At 38.7% G+C, this 17,328-nt stretch carries 16 protein-coding genes; 9 read left to right on the top strand and 7 right to left on the bottom strand.

Going from position 1 to position 17,328, the window contains the following annotated elements; translation table 11 throughout:
* The first annotated feature begins 317 nt into the window (after positions 1 to 317).
* The 4 genes from htpG to HCG49_RS14425 all read left to right on the top strand — a co-directional run bounded on the left by htpG (position 318) and on the right by HCG49_RS14425 (position 4,238).
* Positions 318 to 2,204: a molecular chaperone HtpG gene (gene htpG, locus HCG49_RS14440; RefSeq protein ID WP_072764819.1), complete on the top strand. Its 1,887-nt coding sequence runs from the start codon at positions 318 to 320 to the stop codon at positions 2,202 to 2,204.
* A 265-nt stretch (positions 2,205 to 2,469) separates the two neighbouring features.
* A complete protein-coding gene (locus HCG49_RS14435) occupies positions 2,470 to 2,823 on the top strand; it encodes a DoxX family protein (protein WP_168470245.1) in 354 nt (117 codons plus the stop codon).
* Positions 2,824 to 2,889: 66 nt separating this feature from the next.
* Complete coding sequence (locus HCG49_RS14430; RefSeq protein ID WP_168470244.1) at positions 2,890 to 3,522, top strand: MOSC domain-containing protein; 633 nt, start codon at positions 2,890 to 2,892, stop codon at positions 3,520 to 3,522.
* A gap of 116 nt (positions 3,523 to 3,638) precedes the next feature.
* Positions 3,639 to 4,238, top strand: a complete 600-nt coding sequence (locus tag HCG49_RS14425) for an alpha-ketoglutarate-dependent dioxygenase AlkB family protein (protein ID WP_168470243.1) — start codon at positions 3,639 to 3,641, stop codon at positions 4,236 to 4,238.
* Positions 4,239 to 4,325: 87 nt separating this feature from the next.
* On the opposite strand, the gene HCG49_RS14420 is transcribed toward HCG49_RS14425, so the two are convergent.
* Entirely contained in the window at positions 4,326 to 5,096 is a 771-nt protein-coding gene (locus HCG49_RS14420; protein ID WP_168470242.1) for a S1/P1 nuclease, read from the bottom strand.
* Between the two features lie 305 nt (positions 5,097 to 5,401).
* Here HCG49_RS14420 and HCG49_RS14415 point away from each other — a divergent pair, with 305 nt between their 5' ends.
* The 5 genes from HCG49_RS14415 to HCG49_RS14395 all read left to right on the top strand — a co-directional run bounded on the left by HCG49_RS14415 (position 5,402) and on the right by HCG49_RS14395 (position 11,678).
* The gene (locus HCG49_RS14415) at positions 5,402 to 7,642 is read left to right on the top strand and encodes a transglycosylase domain-containing protein (RefSeq protein WP_168470241.1); all 2,241 of its coding nucleotides are present in this window, start codon (positions 5,402 to 5,404) and stop codon (positions 7,640 to 7,642) included.
* Positions 7,643 to 7,875: 233 nt separating this feature from the next.
* Positions 7,876 to 8,385, top strand: coding sequence for a hypothetical protein (locus HCG49_RS18605; RefSeq protein WP_168470240.1), 510 nt, complete (start codon positions 7,876 to 7,878; stop codon positions 8,383 to 8,385).
* A gap of 432 nt (positions 8,386 to 8,817) precedes the next feature.
* Positions 8,818 to 9,618, top strand: a complete 801-nt coding sequence (locus HCG49_RS14405) for a Cof-type HAD-IIB family hydrolase (RefSeq protein ID WP_168470239.1) — start codon at positions 8,818 to 8,820, stop codon at positions 9,616 to 9,618.
* 38 nt (positions 9,619 to 9,656) lie between these two features.
* A complete protein-coding gene (locus HCG49_RS14400) occupies positions 9,657 to 10,919 on the top strand; it encodes a DUF819 domain-containing protein (RefSeq protein ID WP_168470238.1) in 1,263 nt (420 codons plus the stop codon).
* Between the two features lie 45 nt (positions 10,920 to 10,964).
* Complete coding sequence (locus HCG49_RS14395; RefSeq protein WP_168470237.1) at positions 10,965 to 11,678, top strand: DUF4369 domain-containing protein; 714 nt, start codon at positions 10,965 to 10,967, stop codon at positions 11,676 to 11,678.
* Between the two features lie 52 nt (positions 11,679 to 11,730).
* Here HCG49_RS14395 and HCG49_RS14390 read toward each other — a convergent pair whose 3' ends face one another.
* The 6 genes from HCG49_RS14390 to HCG49_RS14365 all read right to left on the bottom strand — a co-directional run bounded on the left by HCG49_RS14390 (position 11,731) and on the right by HCG49_RS14365 (position 17,324).
* Positions 11,731 to 12,000, bottom strand: a complete 270-nt coding sequence (locus HCG49_RS14390) for a hypothetical protein (RefSeq protein WP_168470236.1) — start codon at positions 11,998 to 12,000, stop codon at positions 11,731 to 11,733.
* A gap of 31 nt (positions 12,001 to 12,031) precedes the next feature.
* On the bottom strand, positions 12,032 to 12,994 hold the full coding sequence (locus HCG49_RS14385) for a type I phosphomannose isomerase catalytic subunit (protein WP_168470294.1): 963 nt from the start codon (positions 12,992 to 12,994) through the stop codon (positions 12,032 to 12,034).
* 101 nt (positions 12,995 to 13,095) lie between these two features.
* On the bottom strand, positions 13,096 to 13,512 hold the full coding sequence (locus HCG49_RS14380) for a 6-pyruvoyl trahydropterin synthase family protein (RefSeq protein WP_168470235.1): 417 nt from the start codon (positions 13,510 to 13,512) through the stop codon (positions 13,096 to 13,098).
* A complete protein-coding gene (idi, locus tag HCG49_RS14375; protein WP_168470234.1) occupies positions 13,509 to 14,042 on the bottom strand; it encodes an isopentenyl-diphosphate Delta-isomerase in 534 nt (177 codons plus the stop codon). The genes HCG49_RS14380 and idi overlap by 4 nt, the downstream gene beginning before the upstream one ends.
* A 285-nt stretch (positions 14,043 to 14,327) precedes the next feature.
* Entirely contained in the window at positions 14,328 to 15,296 is a 969-nt protein-coding gene (locus HCG49_RS14370; protein ID WP_168470233.1) for a type IX secretion system membrane protein PorP/SprF, read from the bottom strand.
* A 3-nt stretch (positions 15,297 to 15,299) separates the two neighbouring features.
* Complete coding sequence (locus HCG49_RS14365; protein ID WP_168470232.1) at positions 15,300 to 17,324, bottom strand: gliding motility-associated C-terminal domain-containing protein; 2,025 nt, start codon at positions 17,322 to 17,324, stop codon at positions 15,300 to 15,302.
* Positions 17,325 to 17,328: the final 4 nt, after the last annotated feature.

Genomic DNA, 17,328 nt, shown 5'->3' with positions numbered 1-17,328 from the left:
TATTGTAAAATCTAAAATATATATAAATTATACATCAAGAACTAATATAATCGAAAATATACCAATCCCCAATTAAAAAAGAATTCTCAACAATAAGCATCCAGAACACGGATACTTATTCCTATGGCTACACCGATGCTACCATCGGACATAAAACTGCTATGACCATATACTATAGGACAAACTCACAAGCATTCGTTACTACTCTAATGACAAAATTAACATTCGAAAAATAAACAATGTCAGTTTGTCACCTTGAGGCACTATGGTATTTTTTTTGTCCATCAATACCCATAACTCTAAAAAACTATTGAAGTATGGCCACAGGCAAGATTAATGTTTCCGTTGAGAACATATTTCCGCTTATAAAAAAATTCCTTTACAGCGATCATGAGATTTTCCTCAGAGAGCTAGTGTCTAATGCAACCGATGCTACCTTAAAATTGAAACACCTTACCGCTATAGGTGAGGCCAAGGTAGAGTACGGCAATCCTATTATTGAGATAAAAGTAGACAAAGAAGGCAAAAAAATCCATGTAATTGACCAAGGTCTGGGAATGACCGAGGAAGAGGTTCAGAAGTACATTAACGAAGTAGCTTTTTCTGGCGCTGAAGAATTCTTGGACAAATACAAAGACTCTGCTAAGGACTCTGGTATTATCGGACATTTCGGTTTAGGTTTCTACTCTGCCTTTATGGTAGCTGAAAAGGTAGAAATCATTACTAAAAGTTTCAAGGACGAACCTGCAGCACACTGGACTTGCGATGGTTCTCCAAACTTCACCCTAGAAGCATCTGACAAGAAGGAGCGCGGTACAGAAATCATCCTTCATGTTGCCGAAGATTCTCTTGAGTTTTTAGAAGAGGCCAAAATTGGTGGACTTCTTGAGAAGTACAACAAGTTTATGCCTATTCCAATTAAATTTGGAACTAAGACAGAAACCTTACCGAAACCAGAAGATGCCAAGGAAGAAGATCCGGCACCTACTCAGGAAGTAGATAATATTATTAACAACCCTACTCCAGCCTGGACAAAACAACCAGCAGACTTAAAAGAGGAAGATTATAAAGGTTTCTACAGGGAATTGTATCCAATGCAGTTCGAAGACCCTTTATTCAACATCCACTTAAATGTAGATTATCCTTTTAACCTAACAGGTATTCTTTATTTCCCAAAATTAAGTCAAGATCTTAATGTTCAGAAAGACAGGATACAGTTATACCAGAATCAGGTTTTCGTAACAGACAATGTAGAAGGGATTGTTCCAGAATTCTTAACAATGTTAAGAGGAGTTATTGACTCTCCGGACATTCCATTAAACGTATCTCGTTCTTACTTACAAGCCGATGGTGCTGTAAAAAAGATATCATCTTATATTACCCGTAAGGTTGCCGATAAATTAAACTCTATCTTTAAAAACAACAGAGAAGATTTAGAGGCTAAATGGAACGATATTAAAATCGTTATTGAGTATGGAATGCTTTCTGAAGAAAAATTCTTTGAAAAAGCCGATAAATTTGCCCTTTACCCAACCGTAGACGGTGCTTTTTACACTTTTGAAGAATTACAAGAAAAATTAAAGCCTGCACATACGGACAAGGACAACAAGCTTGTAATCTTGTACGCTTCTAACAAAGAGGAACAACACAGTTATATTGAAGCTGCCAAAGCTAAAGGCCTAGAAGTATTGTTATTAGACTCTCCTATCATTTCGCATTTAATGCAGAAACTGGAGACTTCTAAAGAGAATATCTCTTTTGCACGTGTAGATGCAGACCACTTAGATAACCTTATCAAGAAAGAAGATGCTCAAATTTCCAAGCTTTCTGACGAGGAGAAGGAAACTTTAAAAACCGATATTGAAACTGCTATCAACAACAAAAGCTATACTATACAATTAGAAGCTATGGATAGCGACGCCTCTCCTTTCATGATTACCGAGCCAGAATTTTTGCGACGTATGAAAGAAATGCAACAAACCGGTGGTGGCGGAATGTTTGGAATGGGTAATATGCCAGAAATGTACAATCTGGTGATCAATACCAATCACGAACTAGTTTCAGAAATCCTGAATACCAAAACAGCTAAAAAGAAAGAGCGATTAATCAATCAGTCTTTAGATTTGGCCCGTTTATCAAAAGGATTGTTAAAAGGTGAAGAACTTACCAATTTCATTAAACGTAGTTATGAAATGGTAAAATAAAATAGTACTGTTATAAGTACTAGTACCATAAAAGAGGCTGTCCTAAAAAAACAGTCTCTTTTTTTTGTCTTTATATTTTTGACCAAACTTGGAATGAAACTTCTATTTTATAAATTCGTACCAGGAAAAGACCTTTATATAAATGAATGTCCCATGCTATTTTGTATCCTTTAAAAATGTACCTCAATAATAGATAACAGATTGTTGACAGCTAAAAAATTGTTGCCAAATAATGGCTAAAGCTTACCTTTAAGAAAAAATAAATATGAGCTACCCTTGGCATCTTTACCTTATGGCCACCCTGTATATCCTTGCTGGAATGATGCATTTTATAAAGCCTAAGATGTATTTAAGGATAATGCCTCGTTATTTACCATATCCTAAACAATTGGTTTCCTTAAGCGGAATTGCTGAAATACTATTAGGTATTGGTGTATGCTTTCCATTAACGCAAGCACTTTCTATTTATGGAATCATTGTTATGTTGGGCGTTTTCCTATTGGTACATTTCTACATGCTCACTGGCGAAAAGGCTTCGGCCGGAATCCCTAAATGGATATTAACACTCAGGATTCCTCTTCAATTTGTACTTATGTATTGGGCGTATTCGTACTTGTAGGCATAGGGTGCTTAACAATTAGAAATCGTTCATCATTATAAAACAAAGCTTTATTACCTTTATACAATGAAAATTATCTCGACAAATATTGGTTCTATTACGACCATTGTTAGAAATGGACAAGAGGTGCAGACGGGGATTTATAAACACCCCAGCACCACTCCCATATATTTAGGAAATACCGATGTTTTGGATGACAAAGTAATTGACCGCGCTCATCATGGCGGCATAAACAAAGCTTGTTATCTGTTCTCCACGGACCAATACCCTTATTGGCAGAACTTATATCCCCATCTAAACTGGAATTGGGGAATGTTTGGTGAAAACCTCAGCATTGAAGGTTTTGATGATACTGAAATAAGAATCGGCGATATATATCGGATTGGCCAAGCTTTGGTACAAGTAACACAACCCAGAGAACCGTGCTACAAACTTGGGGTTAGGTTTAAAGATGAGGTCATGGTGCTACAATTTTTAAACCACGGCTATCCCGGCACCTACGTTAGAATTTTGGAAGAGGGCTATGTACAAAAAGGTGATGCTGTTGTCCTAATAGAAAGATCTGAAAATACCTTGACCGTTTCGGAGTGTTTAAGGATTATTCTTTCCAAGGAAAAAGATCGCTTACTACTTCAAAAAGCTATTGATAACCCTTCCTTACCGGAATACAAGAAAGAGCGACTAAAAAAATATTTATAAACCGCCCTTAATTCGGATTAGGATAGGGGCCATGTATAGGTTAACCGAAAAATAAAAAAGAGAAGGTGTACACTCCCAACAATCGGTAGGAAAACAGCCTTCAATATTTCACTATTATGAACGGACTTTTTTCACAACCCGAAAAACTGCATCTTCCGGACAGTGACATTACTTATTTTCCCAATTTTTTAACCGGAACGGAAGCCGACCACTACTTTACTACATTGCTTACCACAGTACCCTGGCAGCAAGATCTGATTACCGTTTTTGGAAAAACCCATCCCCAGCCAAGGTTAACAGCCTTATATGGCAACAACGACAAGCCGTATTCCTATGCTAACATTACCATGCACCCCAACAGTTTTACACCTCTTTTATTGGCCCTTAAAGATAAGGTGGACACAGTTGCCGGAATATGTTTTACTAGTTGTTTGTTAAACTTATACAGAACCGGCAAGGATAGTAATGGCTGGCATGCCGACAATGAAAAAGAGTTAGGCCTACATCCTGTTATTGCTTCGATAAGTTTGGGAGAGGAACGCTATTTTCATCTTAAACATAAAACCAAAACGGCACATAAACACAAAATACGCTTACAGCATGGTAGCCTATTATTGATGAAAGGTGAAACCCAACAGCATTGGCTACATCAGATACCCAAAACCACCAAAGCCATTAAAGAGCGTATCAATTTAACCTTTAGGGTTATAAACTAAAAAAATCGACTCTAAAGAATCGATTTTTTTATATTTCACATCCAAAAAACACCTTGCAAGAGGCATGTCCTTGTACTAGCTTATTTTCTAAAACATATCGTTCAACACCTTTGCTAAACGGAGTCCACCCCGCTGTAACTGCTGCTCTACAACGGACCAATATTTATAACTGTATTGGTATCCCAATTTTTCACCCACCTTTACGGAGCCGTATAACTCCTCTGCTAAGGCATGAGATTCTTCTACCCAATCCAATACATTGCCCTTCTGAATGGTCTTTATCTGTGTTTTAGAAAGCTTCGGCATATTATTGGCCAATTCCATATAGCTCATTCCATAACCATCGATCATATTACTATCCCATAGGCGGTGCAGGTTTGTACCTTTCCCAAACCATCTTACTTGAATATCGTTACCTCCTTTATCCTCCAATCGACCAGCATGCATCGGTTGATGCAAATCGCCCACCAAGTGCACCAACATTTTCAGGTAAAAAACCTTGTCTTCTTGGGTACTATTTTTAGCTGTAACGATCGCTATACACTGCTGAATTCCGCTCACTATATCGCCGGACCTACTAGGAGTTACCTCTGTATATTTTTTCCCTAAAGGATAGTTTACATAGTGCCAAGGACCGAATTTAGAAAAACTGCGATCTGATTTTATATCATCTCCAAAAGTAGACACTAAGGCCAATCCCTGACCGTTTAATAATTTATCGATAGCTCTTTTGGCCTTACGCGATAAATGGTTCTGGGCAATTTCACCAATAGTCCTATGGCCCGTTTTGGACCACTCCATGTCGTTGCCAAAAGAAAGCTGCACGACAAGAAAAAATAAAATAAACACCTTATTCATATGTATATATGTATTGTTTTTTAACGATTATATTTAATTCGCATGGCCGAATTCGTATTTACGAGCAGTTTTGGCTCATACTCATTTCGAAACTGTATAGATTTCAATTCTTTCGGGCCTTGACAACCCTATATGATCATATAATTAGCTTGAAAATTTTAATTGTATTACTGCCACCGACAGTAAGTTCTTATTAACTCACCCTGAGCGGACCAAAATTACCAAATAGTTTTTTAAGGTATTGTTAAGTCTTGCTCCTTTTTAATTTTTTAAATTACTATTGTAGTACCTAAATCATTCCAAGGATGCAAATACCTATTAAAAATCGCTTTTTAAAATTCGGAACCCTATTCTTTTTAAGTTTTCTATTCGCTGGATTCTTATTTTTCGCAAGCATTTACCTAGGAGCTTGGGGCAAAATCCCGAACAAAAAAGAACTATCTGATTTTAAATACCAGCGCGCTTCCGAAGTTTATTCTGCCGATAGCGTCCTTATCGGCAAATTTTATTTATTTGACAGGCAGCCAATAGCCTACGAAGCTATTCCCCAACATTTATTACAGGCATTAATAGCCATAGAGGACGAGCGTTTTTATGAGCATAAGGGGATAGACTATACCAGTTTAATGCGTGTAATGGTGAAGTCGATTGCCCTTCAGGACAAATCTTCCGGTGGCGGCAGTACCATAAGCCAACAGTTGGCCAAAAACATTTATCCTCGGGAAAAACCGGGGAAATTAAATTTAGCTGTTTCCAAGGTAAAGGAAATGATCATCGCCAGGCGAATGGAAACTATTTATTCTAAGGAGGAGATTTTAACGCTTTACCTCAATACCGTTTCCTTTGGCGACAACACCTTTGGCATAGAAAGCGCTGCCTTAAAATTCTTTAACAAGACCGCCAATGGCCTCACCATAGAGGAAAGTGCCGTGCTGGTAGGCATGCTAAAGGCCACTTATGGTTATAATCCCAGGGTGTTTCCAGAAAACAGTTTAAGCAGACGAAACCTAGTACTGCAATCTATGCAGCAAAACAATTTTATAACAGCTGAACAAAAAGATAGCCTTACCAACATTCCTATACAGCTCAATTATAAGGACTACGACCATAACGAAGGGATTGCCCCTTATTTTAGGGAAGAGGTACGCCAACAGCTTTTGAGCTGGGCCAAAGCCCAAAAAGACAAGGGTGAGTCCTATAACATCTATACGGATGGCCTAAAAATTTACACCACCCTGGATTACAAGATGCAAGTTTTGGCCGAAGCCTCTATGGTCGACCATATGAAAACACTACAAGATAATTTTGAAAAAAGTTATGGTAAAAATGCCCCATGGATTAAAGACAAGCGATTGATAAAAAAGATCATTTACAATTCCCAAGCGTATAAACGTCTCCTAAAAAAAGGGCTATCGGAACAAGAAGCCTTGGAGCAGTTACACCTTAAAAAAGAAATGGTCTTAGCAGACTGGGGCGAAGAAAAAAGTCGGCTTGCCAGTACGGTGGATAGTTTGCTACATTATACTAAATTTCTAAACACCGGTTCCCTTTCTTTGGATCCATCATCCGGAGCCGTTAAAACCTGGATCGGGGGCGTTAACTTTAAATATTACAAATACGATCATATTTCACAAAGTAAGCGGCAGGTAGGTTCGTCTTTTAAACCCATTGTATATACGGCAGCCTTAGAAAAGGGTATTTCTCCTTGTACTTATTTCTCTGCCCAAGAAGTTGCCTATGAAAACATGGAAGGATGGTCTCCTAGTAACGCTGGCTCTAAAGACGAAACCTTCCTTAATTATTCTATGGAAGAAGCCCTAAGCAATTCGGTCAATACGGTTGCTGTAAAAGTATTGGAGAAAACAGGCATCGATAATGTAATTCAACAAGCAAAGAAGATGGGTATTAGCAGCGATTTACCTGCCTTACCTTCTTTGGCCCTAGGTACCGCAGAATTAACGATTAACGAACTTGCCGGTTCCTATGCCAGTTATTTAAATCATGGGAAATCGGTAAAACCTTTTATTATACAACAAATAACCAATAGCAAAGATTCTATTCTTGAAGTTTTTAATCCTATAATTGCTAAAAAGAGGGCTTTTTCTGAAGAAAATGGTCAAATCATGATAGAAATGATGAAGGCTACGATCAATAGTGGTACTGCTGCCAGAATCCGATCTACCTATGGTCTTAAAAATGATATAGCCGGAAAAACGGGAACCACCCAAAATAATAAGGATGCATGGTTTGTGGCCCTAACCCCCCGTTTAGTTCACATTACATGGGTAGGGTTAGACAATCATGAAATAGGCTTTAGGAGTACCCGGTTGGGCCAAGGGGCAAATGCTGCCTTGCCAATGTTTGCTACTTGGATGCAAAAACTCAATGCAGACAAATCCTTTGATTATATTACCAAGGCAAAATTTGATGCCCCCACCTCGGCCGTTCAACACAAATTAAATTGCGAGCCCGTAAAACGAGATGGTTTCTTTAAAAGGCTTTTTAAAAATCCTAATAAGAAAAAAACAAAGGACTTTAAATCATAACAATACATCTAATATAATTTTGAAGGGGCGGTTAAATTTTATACATTCATTGTAACATGACCAATTATGGCAGGCGCCTCAAAACGTTTGAAATAACTTTGACACAGCTTTCCAAAATAGCTTTGTAGCTAAGAACGAGAAATGGTGCGTGGTGCAGGGTTTGGCCCTGATACTTCCCTAGTTTTAGCTCATAGGATGTCGCTATAGTAACAATGAAACCTAACCTTTAAACCATGAGATTATTTACAGAAACACAACGCTTTAACCAATGGTGGGTTCTATTATTACAATGGGCAAGCGTTGGTTTTTTACTGTATGCCTTTTATCTATGGTTTATAATGGATACTGCCGTAGGCAATGTAGCGAGCAATGATACCACCGGACAGTTCATTCTTGTAATAAGCCTTGTGGGTACCCTAGTGCTTTTATTGGTAATACAACTGAAAACAGAAATAGATGAGGTAGGTATTCATTTTCAATTCAGGCCTTTTCATTTTCGAAAAAAAACGATCCTCTGGGAGCAAATGGAAAGTTGTTCTGTTCGAAAATACAACCCGATAATGGAATATGGCGGATGGGGATACCGAATTTCCCTAAAAAACGGGAAGGCTTATAATGTACGTGGCAATATTGGTATACAAATCGTTCAGAAATCGGGTAAAAAAGTTCTTTTAGGGACGCAAAAGGAGGCGGAGATCCAAGAAATCATATCCCAGTGTTTAAAAAAATATAAAAACACCTAAACTACTCCTATACTCCTGGAGAACCGATAATCTTCAGCTTCTTTTAGAAAGCTATCAATTAAGAATCCCATATTGTGTTTCATGCCCATTGAATTATTCTAAGCTTGAACAATAGCTCCATTTAGTCATTTTTTCGCGTTAGGGACCGCGGCGGCATCCCCGCAGCGGAGCAAGGGATATAGCCAAGTGCCCGACCCGTTAGGGAAACGCCCAAATAATCATACAATTCGCCCTATAACTCTTGTACCACCTTAAAGACTTTAGGAAGTCAAAAGCCTCAAAAACTTAAGAAAAATAGTCAACGCCCTGATTTTAATATTAAAGCCTGTTTAAAAATTAGTGCTACCGCCATATTTTGCTATTTTTGAAAGCTATGAAATAATTATTTCAAAAAGAACAATCATACAAATAGCAATTGCACATACTTCTACAATGAAATACAAAATATTATGCTCAGATATTGATGGTACGCTTTTAACGACTAAAAGTGAAGTTTCTGACTTTACCATCTCGGAAATTACCCGAATTAAGAAGGGGACAAAAATAACCTTGGTTTCGGCAAGGATGCCTTCTTCCATGCACTACATTCAAGAGAAATTGGCCATTAACGAACAACCGATAATTTGTTATAATGGCGCTTTGGTATTGGACAAGGACAACCAGGTGATCTCTTCGACCATCATAGAAATAACATCTCTACACAAGCTACATCGGTTATCAGAGCCCTTTGAAATTGATTTAGGGCTGTATTTCCAAGACGAATGGTACGTGCCAAGGAATTCTGTTAGGGTAGAACGAGAAATTCACCATACCCATGTAACTCCTATAATAAGGGCTACTACGGATACGCTAGCGGATTGGAGCAACAGGAACATTGGAGCCCATAAAATTATGATGATGTGCACTAAGGAGTCTGCCGATGCCATTCTGCCCATACTTGAGGAAAAAATGGGCGAGATACTCCATTTTTACAGATCTAACGATACCCTTATTGAGGTTTCCCCAAAGTCGGTATCAAAACTATCGGCCATTGCTTCATTGTTATCCCCAGAGGAGACCTTAAAAGATGTGGTTGCCTTTGGCGACAACTACAACGATATGGAAATGCTTATGCATGTGGGCTGTGGGGTTGCCGTTGGCAATGCCAGGGAAGAAGTAAAGGCCATTGCCGATTATGTTACCTTACCACATACCGAAAATGGGGTTGCCTATTTTATCCAACAGAACCTTTAATAATATTTACATTTAAAGACCATTCAAATTTATCATTCATGACTGAACCTATAATTACCAACGATGCTGTCGTTTTTGGGCTCCTAAGCTTATGTTTAGGGTTTATTTTTTATACTTCTTCCCTTAAAACGGGATTTTGGAGCAAATTTTACAATTTTGTCCCAGCAGTTTTAATGTGTTATTTATTACCCGCAATTTTGGCCAGTAGCGGACTTGTTTCGGATGATACTTCCAATTTATATTTTATGGCCAGTAGGTATTTACTTCCTGCTGCTTTGGTATTAATGACCTTAAGCATAGATTTAAAAGCCATAAAAGACCTTGGCTCCAAGGCATTGATTATGTTCTTAACCGGTTCGGTAGGTATTATCATTGGCGGACCTATTGCTATTTTAATAGTCTCTATTTTTTCTCCAGAGACTGTTGGCGGAAATGATTTTGATGCTATTTGGAGAGGTTTATCTACCATTGCCGGGAGTTGGATTGGCGGTGGGGCCAACCAGGCTGCTATGTTAGAGATATACAACTACAATCCGGAGAAATATGGCGGCATGGTACTGGTTGACATTGTAGTTGCCAACGTTTGGATGGCCATTATCTTACTAGGGGTCGGGAAGACAAAAAAAATAGATCGTTGGTTAAAAGCCGACACTACGGCCATTGAAAAGCTACGTGTTAAGGTATCGGCCTTTTCTGAAAAAATCACTCGGGTTCCTACCCTAACCGATTATATGATGATGCTCTTTTTTGCTTTTTCTGCTGTTGGGGCGGCACATTTTTTCGGGGATATTATCAGTTCTTTTTTGATTGATACTTTTGACATAGTCAGTAATAAAAAAAGCTTTTTATCCTTTTTAGGCTCTAATTTCTTTTGGCTTGTTGTCCTTGCCACTGTTGCCGGTATTGCTCTTTCCTTTACCAAGGCCAAGAACTATGAAGGTGCCGGAGCCAGTAAAATAGGAAGTGTTTTTATTTACCTATTGGTAGCAACCATTGGTATGAAAATGGATTTGAGCAAGGTATTTGAAAACCCAGGATTAATTCTCATTGGATTTATTTGGATTAGCATACATGCTGTTTTGTTAATAATTGTCGCCAAATTAATTAAGGCCCCTTATTTCTTTTTGGCTGTCGGCAGCCAGGCCAATGTGGGCGGAGCAGCTTCTGCACCGGTGGTGGCTGCAGAATTTCATCCTTCCCTGACTTCTGTAGGGGTGTTGTTGGCCGTATTTGGATATGTGGTCGGAACAGGTGGTGCTATCCTTTGTACAATTCTTATGGAAATTGCATCAAAAGGTTAAAAATTCCATAAACTTTAATGATATTTGTATTGCTAAAATTAAACTATGAAGAAAATATTAATGGCTGCTGCCATAGCACTTTTTATAAGCTCGTGTGGAAGCAATGCCGAAAATACGATGACTGTAACCGGTAACGTAAAAGGACTAAAAAAAGGAACCTTGTATTTGCAACATGTTCCTGATTCGACCTTGGTCAATATTGATTCCCTTTCAATTTCCGGGGATGGAAAATTCTCTTTTACCACTACTTTAGAAAGTCCGGAATTGTTTTACCTGTACTTGGACAAGAAAGACAATAACGATATCAACGATCGAATCACCTTTTTTGGAGAACCGGGAACCATCACCATTAACACTGCATGGAATACCTTTGATACCAATGCTAAAATTGAAGGGTCTAAGACCCATGAAAAATTAAAGGAGTACCAGGCGGTAATGTCTAAATTCAACACCAAAAATTTAGATTACCTAAGAGCTAGTCTTGACCCTAAAAATCAGGTTAATACTGCCGTAATGGATTCTCTTCAGGATTTAAGCGATAAGAATGTTCGCAGGGGGTACCTGTTTGCGCTTAATTTTGCGATGAACAATGTAGACTCTTATATAGCGCCTTACATTGCTATAAAGGAAGTATCGGATGCGAATATTAAATACTTGGATTCCATCAACAAATCTTTAACTCCGGAAGTTGCCGAATCTAAATACGGTAAGGAATTAAAAAAATATGTAGAAGCCTCTAAGGCCCAAGCAAAACAATAAACAAAAAAAAAGCATCCTGAAAAGGATGCTTTTTTTTGACTTTATTTTAGGATTACCCTATTTTATTAAGTTGTTCGATCAAAGAACCAGCTTTGGTCTCTAATTCTTGTTTTACAACTTTAAGATGTGCTTTTCTGTTCTCAACATCTTTCTTGTTCACTTTTTCAATTAAGTCATCAAAGGTTGCTATCGCCTCATCTACAATTGCATTTCCTTCAGTAGAGTTTTGCTTATTTGCTGAAGCCTCAACTAGGTAAACAGCTTCAATGATATCTCCTAAAACGTAATTGATGTCTTTTTTTAAATTCTTTATACTTGCCATTGCTAATATTTTTATGCAAAAGTAATCATTTTCAGATTGTAACCTCTAAAAGTTTTGCTCCGCTTGCTATTAATTTAATAAAATTGGAATTTGCAGGGATCAAAACCGTTTCTCCTTTATTAATTTTAGCACTTCCAAAATCGTTCTCTACCGTTGCGCTTCCCCCTACACACATGTATATGGTAAAAGAATCTCGCGTTGCGACATCCAATTCCAAATCTTCTGTTAGCTCCAAAAAGTTGGTGTTAAAATAAGGGCAGGCCACCATTTGGTTAACGGTATCTTTTTCTACGGAGTACTTTACTTTAAAATCGTCCTTCTTTTCGTAATCTACTGCATCCAAGGCTAATTCTGTATGAAGTTCCCTTAGGTTACCGTCCTTATCCTTTCGGTTAAAATCGAACACTCTATAGGTAATATCGGAGGTCTGCTGAATTTCGGCCAATAGCACTCCGGCTCCGATAGCATGAATTTTACCAGTATTGATAAAAAAGGTATCTCCTTCTTTTACCGTTTCATAGTTTAACAGCTCTAAGAGCGTATCGTCCTCAATACTTTTGGCATACTCTTCCTTAGAAACGTCTTTATTAAAGCCTACGATAAGTTCTGCACCCTTATCGGCATCCATAATGTACCACATTTCTGTTTTCCCAAAGGAATTATGGCGTTTTTTGGCCAGTTCATCATTGGGATGTAATTGAATAGAAAGGTCTTGTTTGGCATCGATAAACTTTATAAGAATTGGAAATTCCTTCCCAAAACGCTCAAACACACTTTTCCCCAATAATTCTTCCGGATACTCATTGATCAGTTTCTGCAAGGAAGTTCCTTGTAGGTCTCCATTGGCCACTACGGACACATCGCCTTCTACTGCCGATAGTTCCCAGCTTTCGCCAGTAATGTCATTTTCGATGGGCTTTCCTAAAACGTCTTTTAATTTAGTACCGCCCCATAGGCGTTCTTTTAGTATAGGATTAAATTTTAATGGGTGTATTTTCATATTGAATTTAAATAGAAATGTATAAATATATGTGTTGATAGTAGCCCTTTGGGGTCATGTTATTAGGAATAGACCTAGACCTCATTTCTTAAAAATTATGCTTCGGGTCCGGTATAGGTAACAAAATTCCTAGGAGTTTCGTATAAAACTACCTCTAAATCGTTTGATGCCGCTATAAAAGGTCTAAGCTTGTTCCATATAAAAACTGCTATATTTTCTGCGGTAGGGTTTACCGTTTTAAATTCTTCAATTTCTATATTCAGATTTTTATGGTCCAAGGAATCTTCGATCTCTGTTTTGATAAGATCCTTAAGGACTTTCATATCTATAACAAAGCCTGTTTCCGGATCTATTTTACCGGTAACACTCACAATGAGTTCGTAGTTATGACCGTGAAAATTGGGATTATTGCACAGGCCAAAAACCTCCTCATTTTTTTCAAAACTCCAATCGGGTCTATACAGTCTATGGGCAGCATTAAAATGTGCTTTCCTACTTACCTTTACTCTCATATTGCAGTGCTATCCTGAGTTATATGGTCATAAAATTTCTCGAAAATAATTTTAAACCAGGCTGTATAAATTTCTGGAGATTTCTCCATGTCTTTCTTGATATCTATGGGTTTCATCCATTTCCAGGAGGCTACTTCATCTGGGTTAATATTGGGTTCCCCATTGTAATGTCCAATCATCACATGATCGTACTCATGTTCTGTAAGGCCGTTATCGAAAGGTGCTTTATAAATAAAAGACACTACCTCTTTTAAAGGCACTTCAAAGCCCATTTCCTCAACCAACCTTCTTCTTCCTGCTTCAATATTGCTTTCTCCCACTCTTTGGTGGCTGCAACATGTATTGGCCCATAACAAGGGGGAATGGTATTTATGGGCCGCTCTTTGCTGTACCATTGTTTCTCCTTTGTCATTCATAACAAAGACCGAAAAGGCCCTATGAAGTAAGGCTTTTTCATGGGCTTCCATTTTAGGCATCACCCCAATTTGTTCATCAAATTGATTTACCAAAATTACTTTTTCCTCTTCCATTTTGTAAAAATAAAATCTTTCCCCAATTATATGGGTTAAGGCTATCATAAATATTAATTCAGCTAAAAATGTTAGAATTTTATACTCTAAAGCCAAGCCCACGGGCATTTTTTTAGAGCGAAATTCCATTTTTTCGGAAAGTAATACTATTTTCTGAGAATTGACATTGAATGATGCTCAGACTAGCCAAACTAGGCAACATTTCCCTATATTATCATTAAAACAATGGCAGTTCCCCTTCACGGGAAGTGTAGCGGTATTATAAAGGTTTTAAAAAGAATAGCGTTAGAAAAACCGAGGTGATTTTAAATTCCCGAGATGTTTAATAAGGTCGTATCTCAAAATTATTTCGAAAGATCCGTCGTTAAAAGTAGCTCTCCCCAAGGCGGTTGTTTCCTTATCATAGCTCATCCCTATCATGAATTCTCTAGAAACCTGAAAGCCGATCATGGCACTGAGCGCCGCATTCCACCGGTATCCTGCGCCCATAATAAACTTTTCGTCATACATGAAGTTGGCAGAGAGGTCTAGTTGTAAGGGTGCCCCTTGCACTATCTTTGATAATATTGTGGGCTTGAATTTTAAGGTCTCATTAATATCAAAAACATAACCTGTTATCAGGTAAAAATTCATTTGTTCCTTTGCCGTCGATAGATTTTCCCCATCAAAATGGGTCGACTGCAAAAACCTTGGCACCGATATTCCCGCATAATATCTCTCGGTGTGGTAGTATATTCCTGCCCCGATATTGGGCGAGAATTTATTTTTTATATCCTGTTGCAGGGTGGGATCTTGTCCTCCTGGATTGTTATAATCTTGGTTAAGTTCCGAAAAGCGTATGTCCAATAAGTGGGCACTCGCCTTTAGTCCAAAACTTATGCGGCCTTCGGCAGAGGTAAAAATAGTATAAGAAAAGTCCGTATCAAAATAGGTTTCCGAGGTTGGCCCAATCTGATCATTTACGATAGAAACCCCCAATCCTACTCCTCTATACCCTATTGGGGAATGGATATTTAATGTTTGGGTTTTGGGTGCCCCATCGAGGCCCACCCATTGGGAGCGGTGCAGGGCCGCCATACTCATATGCCCGCGAGACCCGGCATATCCTGGATTTACACTAACAGTATTATACATATACTGAGTATACTGGGAATCTTGCTGTGCCTGAACTTTTAATCCAAGAAACAGAACCACGGCCGTCAATCCGATTGTTAACAGCTTATAGGTTGGTATGGTTTTTAAAAGGTTTAGCATTTATTATCTATTTATGTAAATATATCCCGTAAGCTTAGTCATCTTCCCATCGGCTGTCTTGGCGTAATTCAGTATATAGAAATAGGTACCTACAGGTAATTTGTTGTCTTTAGCCACTGTTACCCTTCCTTCTGAGGTGCCATCGAAATTATTGGAGGTATTGTCATACCCTCTGGTTCCATATACCAAAACGCCCCATCGATTGTATATTTTTATAGTATTGTTTGGATAGTTCTCAATCCCCTTTATGGTCAACACATCGTGTATACCATCGTTATTTGGGGTAATTACGTTGAACACTTCAAGCTCGTCTTCCAAAACGATCAGGTCGGGATCTAAATAATTCGGAATACCATTTCCATTAAAATCATCATTGGCAAAATTCCCATCGCCATTGGTATCTTCATCCTTGGTTAAAATTCCATCTCCATCGTCATCAGGATCTCTATAGTCTACCTCGTCATCGCCGTCTGTATTGGGAAGATCATTTATCGGATCGTTAATTTCGTCGTTCACATCTATATCTATTAAAACAGCCCCCTCATATCCATCGTCCAGCCCGTCATTATCCTTATCGGAGCCAATAATTACCACATCTGGAATACCGTCATGGTTGTGATCGTGGCCTTCTATATAATCGGGCACCCCATCGTCATCACTATCGTCATCTAGGTAGTCGGGTATACCATCTCCATCGGTATCTATAGGAAACAGTCCTAAATTCCCATCTTGTTCATAGGCATCGTCCAGCCCATTATTGTTGGCATCTATACCACTAGGTGGAATATATCCTAATGTTGTCTGTGCTTCTACATTATCGGGAATACCATCGTTATCACTATCGATATCCAAATAATCGGGAATACCATCGCCATCGGTATCTGTCGGATTTGTAGAAGGGTCGTTATCCCCATCTAAATTTAAATCCTCAAAACTATCCAGAATACCGTCGTTGTCACTATCGATATCGACCACATCCTTGGCATTTACCATTACTTGCACTTTAGCGGTGCTACACTTTAAATTAGCATCGCATATGGTATAGGTAAATTCATCTGGCCCCACATAATCCAAATTAGGGGTATAGGTAAAATCGTCATCGGTAAGGTCGTTAGGGGTCCCGTTATCGTTTATAAGCACGGTACCGTTTACCGGGATTGTGGTTACAATTGTACCCGTCACTGGAATATCGTTATCGTTTGCCAGGATATTAATATTCACAGGGTCGTTTTCCCAAGTAACTATCGTATCATCGAAAGCATCTACGATTGGCAAAACAGTTACATCGACGGTAGCCGTACTACAATCGCCAAGGACATTACAAACGGTATAGGTAAAGGAAGTATTTCCATTAAAATTAGGATTTGGCGTAAAGGTTACACGGTCATCGGTCGGATTATTCGGTGTTCCATTATCATCAATGCCAATATTGCCATTAAACGGATTGGAGACCGTAAGCATCCCATTATCGGGTAAATATGGGTCATTATCAAAAATAGGGATCAGTACGGACTCATCTTCATAGACTACTATAACATCATCAACAAGGTCACTGGATTGGTACATGCAGACCACGGTAAAATTGGGCAGGTTAGTATCGCAGCCTGCTTTGGTAAGGGTGGCCGTATATTTTTCTACGTTAGTAGTTGCCGTAACCACGGGCCGTAATTGATCGCCACTGACAGCGGGAGACCAACTGACTGTTGCTGCTCCTCCGACACTGGATGAGATATCGAGGGTTACCTCATTATTAGGAGCATTACAATCGGTTACTATAAAATATCCACTGGCATTAGCACCACAAAGTGTGCCGTCATAGGTGGCAAAATAAATACCTGGTTGGGTCACCTCATAAAAGAAGTCGGTTCCCAAAACAGTATTGGTATCTGTGGCCTCGTACCATTTGTAGTTATGTTCGTCACTGCTATTAGGTGCCTGCAGCAAAAACTGTGCGTATGCCCCATTAGCCCCTAGTAATGAACTTAGCAGCGCAACAAAAAGAATTTTATATATGATGTTTGTCTTCAAACCT

The sequence above is a fragment of the Arenibacter sp. 6A1 genome (assembly GCF_012272855.1).
In the GTDB taxonomy this organism is placed as follows: Bacteria; Bacteroidota; Bacteroidia; order Flavobacteriales; family Flavobacteriaceae; genus Arenibacter.
The sequence above is the reverse complement of the archived record's forward strand: the minus strand, read 5'-3'. Positions and strand labels throughout refer to the sequence as shown.

Coding starts and splice junctions, on each gene's coding strand:
- HCG49_RS14370 (WP_168470233.1), bottom strand. CDS start 15,296: ATGCTAAACCTTTTAAAAACCATACCAACCTATAAGCTGTTAACAATC.
- HCG49_RS14415 (WP_168470241.1), top strand. CDS start 5,402: ATGCAAATACCTATTAAAAATCGCTTTTTAAAATTCGGAACCCTATTC.
- HCG49_RS14430 (WP_168470244.1), top strand. CDS start 2,890: ATGAAAATTATCTCGACAAATATTGGTTCTATTACGACCATTGTTAGA.
- HCG49_RS14405 (WP_168470239.1), top strand. CDS start 8,818: ATGAAATACAAAATATTATGCTCAGATATTGATGGTACGCTTTTAACG.
- idi (WP_168470234.1), bottom strand. CDS start 14,042: ATGGAAGAGGAAAAAGTAATTTTGGTAAATCAATTTGATGAACAAATT.
- HCG49_RS14420 (WP_168470242.1), bottom strand. CDS start 5,096: ATGAATAAGGTGTTTATTTTATTTTTTCTTGTCGTGCAGCTTTCTTTT.
- htpG (WP_072764819.1), top strand. CDS start 318: ATGGCCACAGGCAAGATTAATGTTTCCGTTGAGAACATATTTCCGCTT.
- HCG49_RS14425 (WP_168470243.1), top strand. CDS start 3,639: ATGAACGGACTTTTTTCACAACCCGAAAAACTGCATCTTCCGGACAGT.
- HCG49_RS14400 (WP_168470238.1), top strand. CDS start 9,657: ATGACTGAACCTATAATTACCAACGATGCTGTCGTTTTTGGGCTCCTA.
- HCG49_RS14435 (WP_168470245.1), top strand. CDS start 2,470: ATGAGCTACCCTTGGCATCTTTACCTTATGGCCACCCTGTATATCCTT.
- HCG49_RS14395 (WP_168470237.1), top strand. CDS start 10,965: ATGAAGAAAATATTAATGGCTGCTGCCATAGCACTTTTTATAAGCTCG.
- HCG49_RS18605 (WP_168470240.1), top strand. CDS start 7,876: ATGAGATTATTTACAGAAACACAACGCTTTAACCAATGGTGGGTTCTA.
- HCG49_RS14380 (WP_168470235.1), bottom strand. CDS start 13,512: ATGAGAGTAAAGGTAAGTAGGAAAGCACATTTTAATGCTGCCCATAGA.
- HCG49_RS14390 (WP_168470236.1), bottom strand. CDS start 12,000: ATGGCAAGTATAAAGAATTTAAAAAAAGACATCAATTACGTTTTAGGA.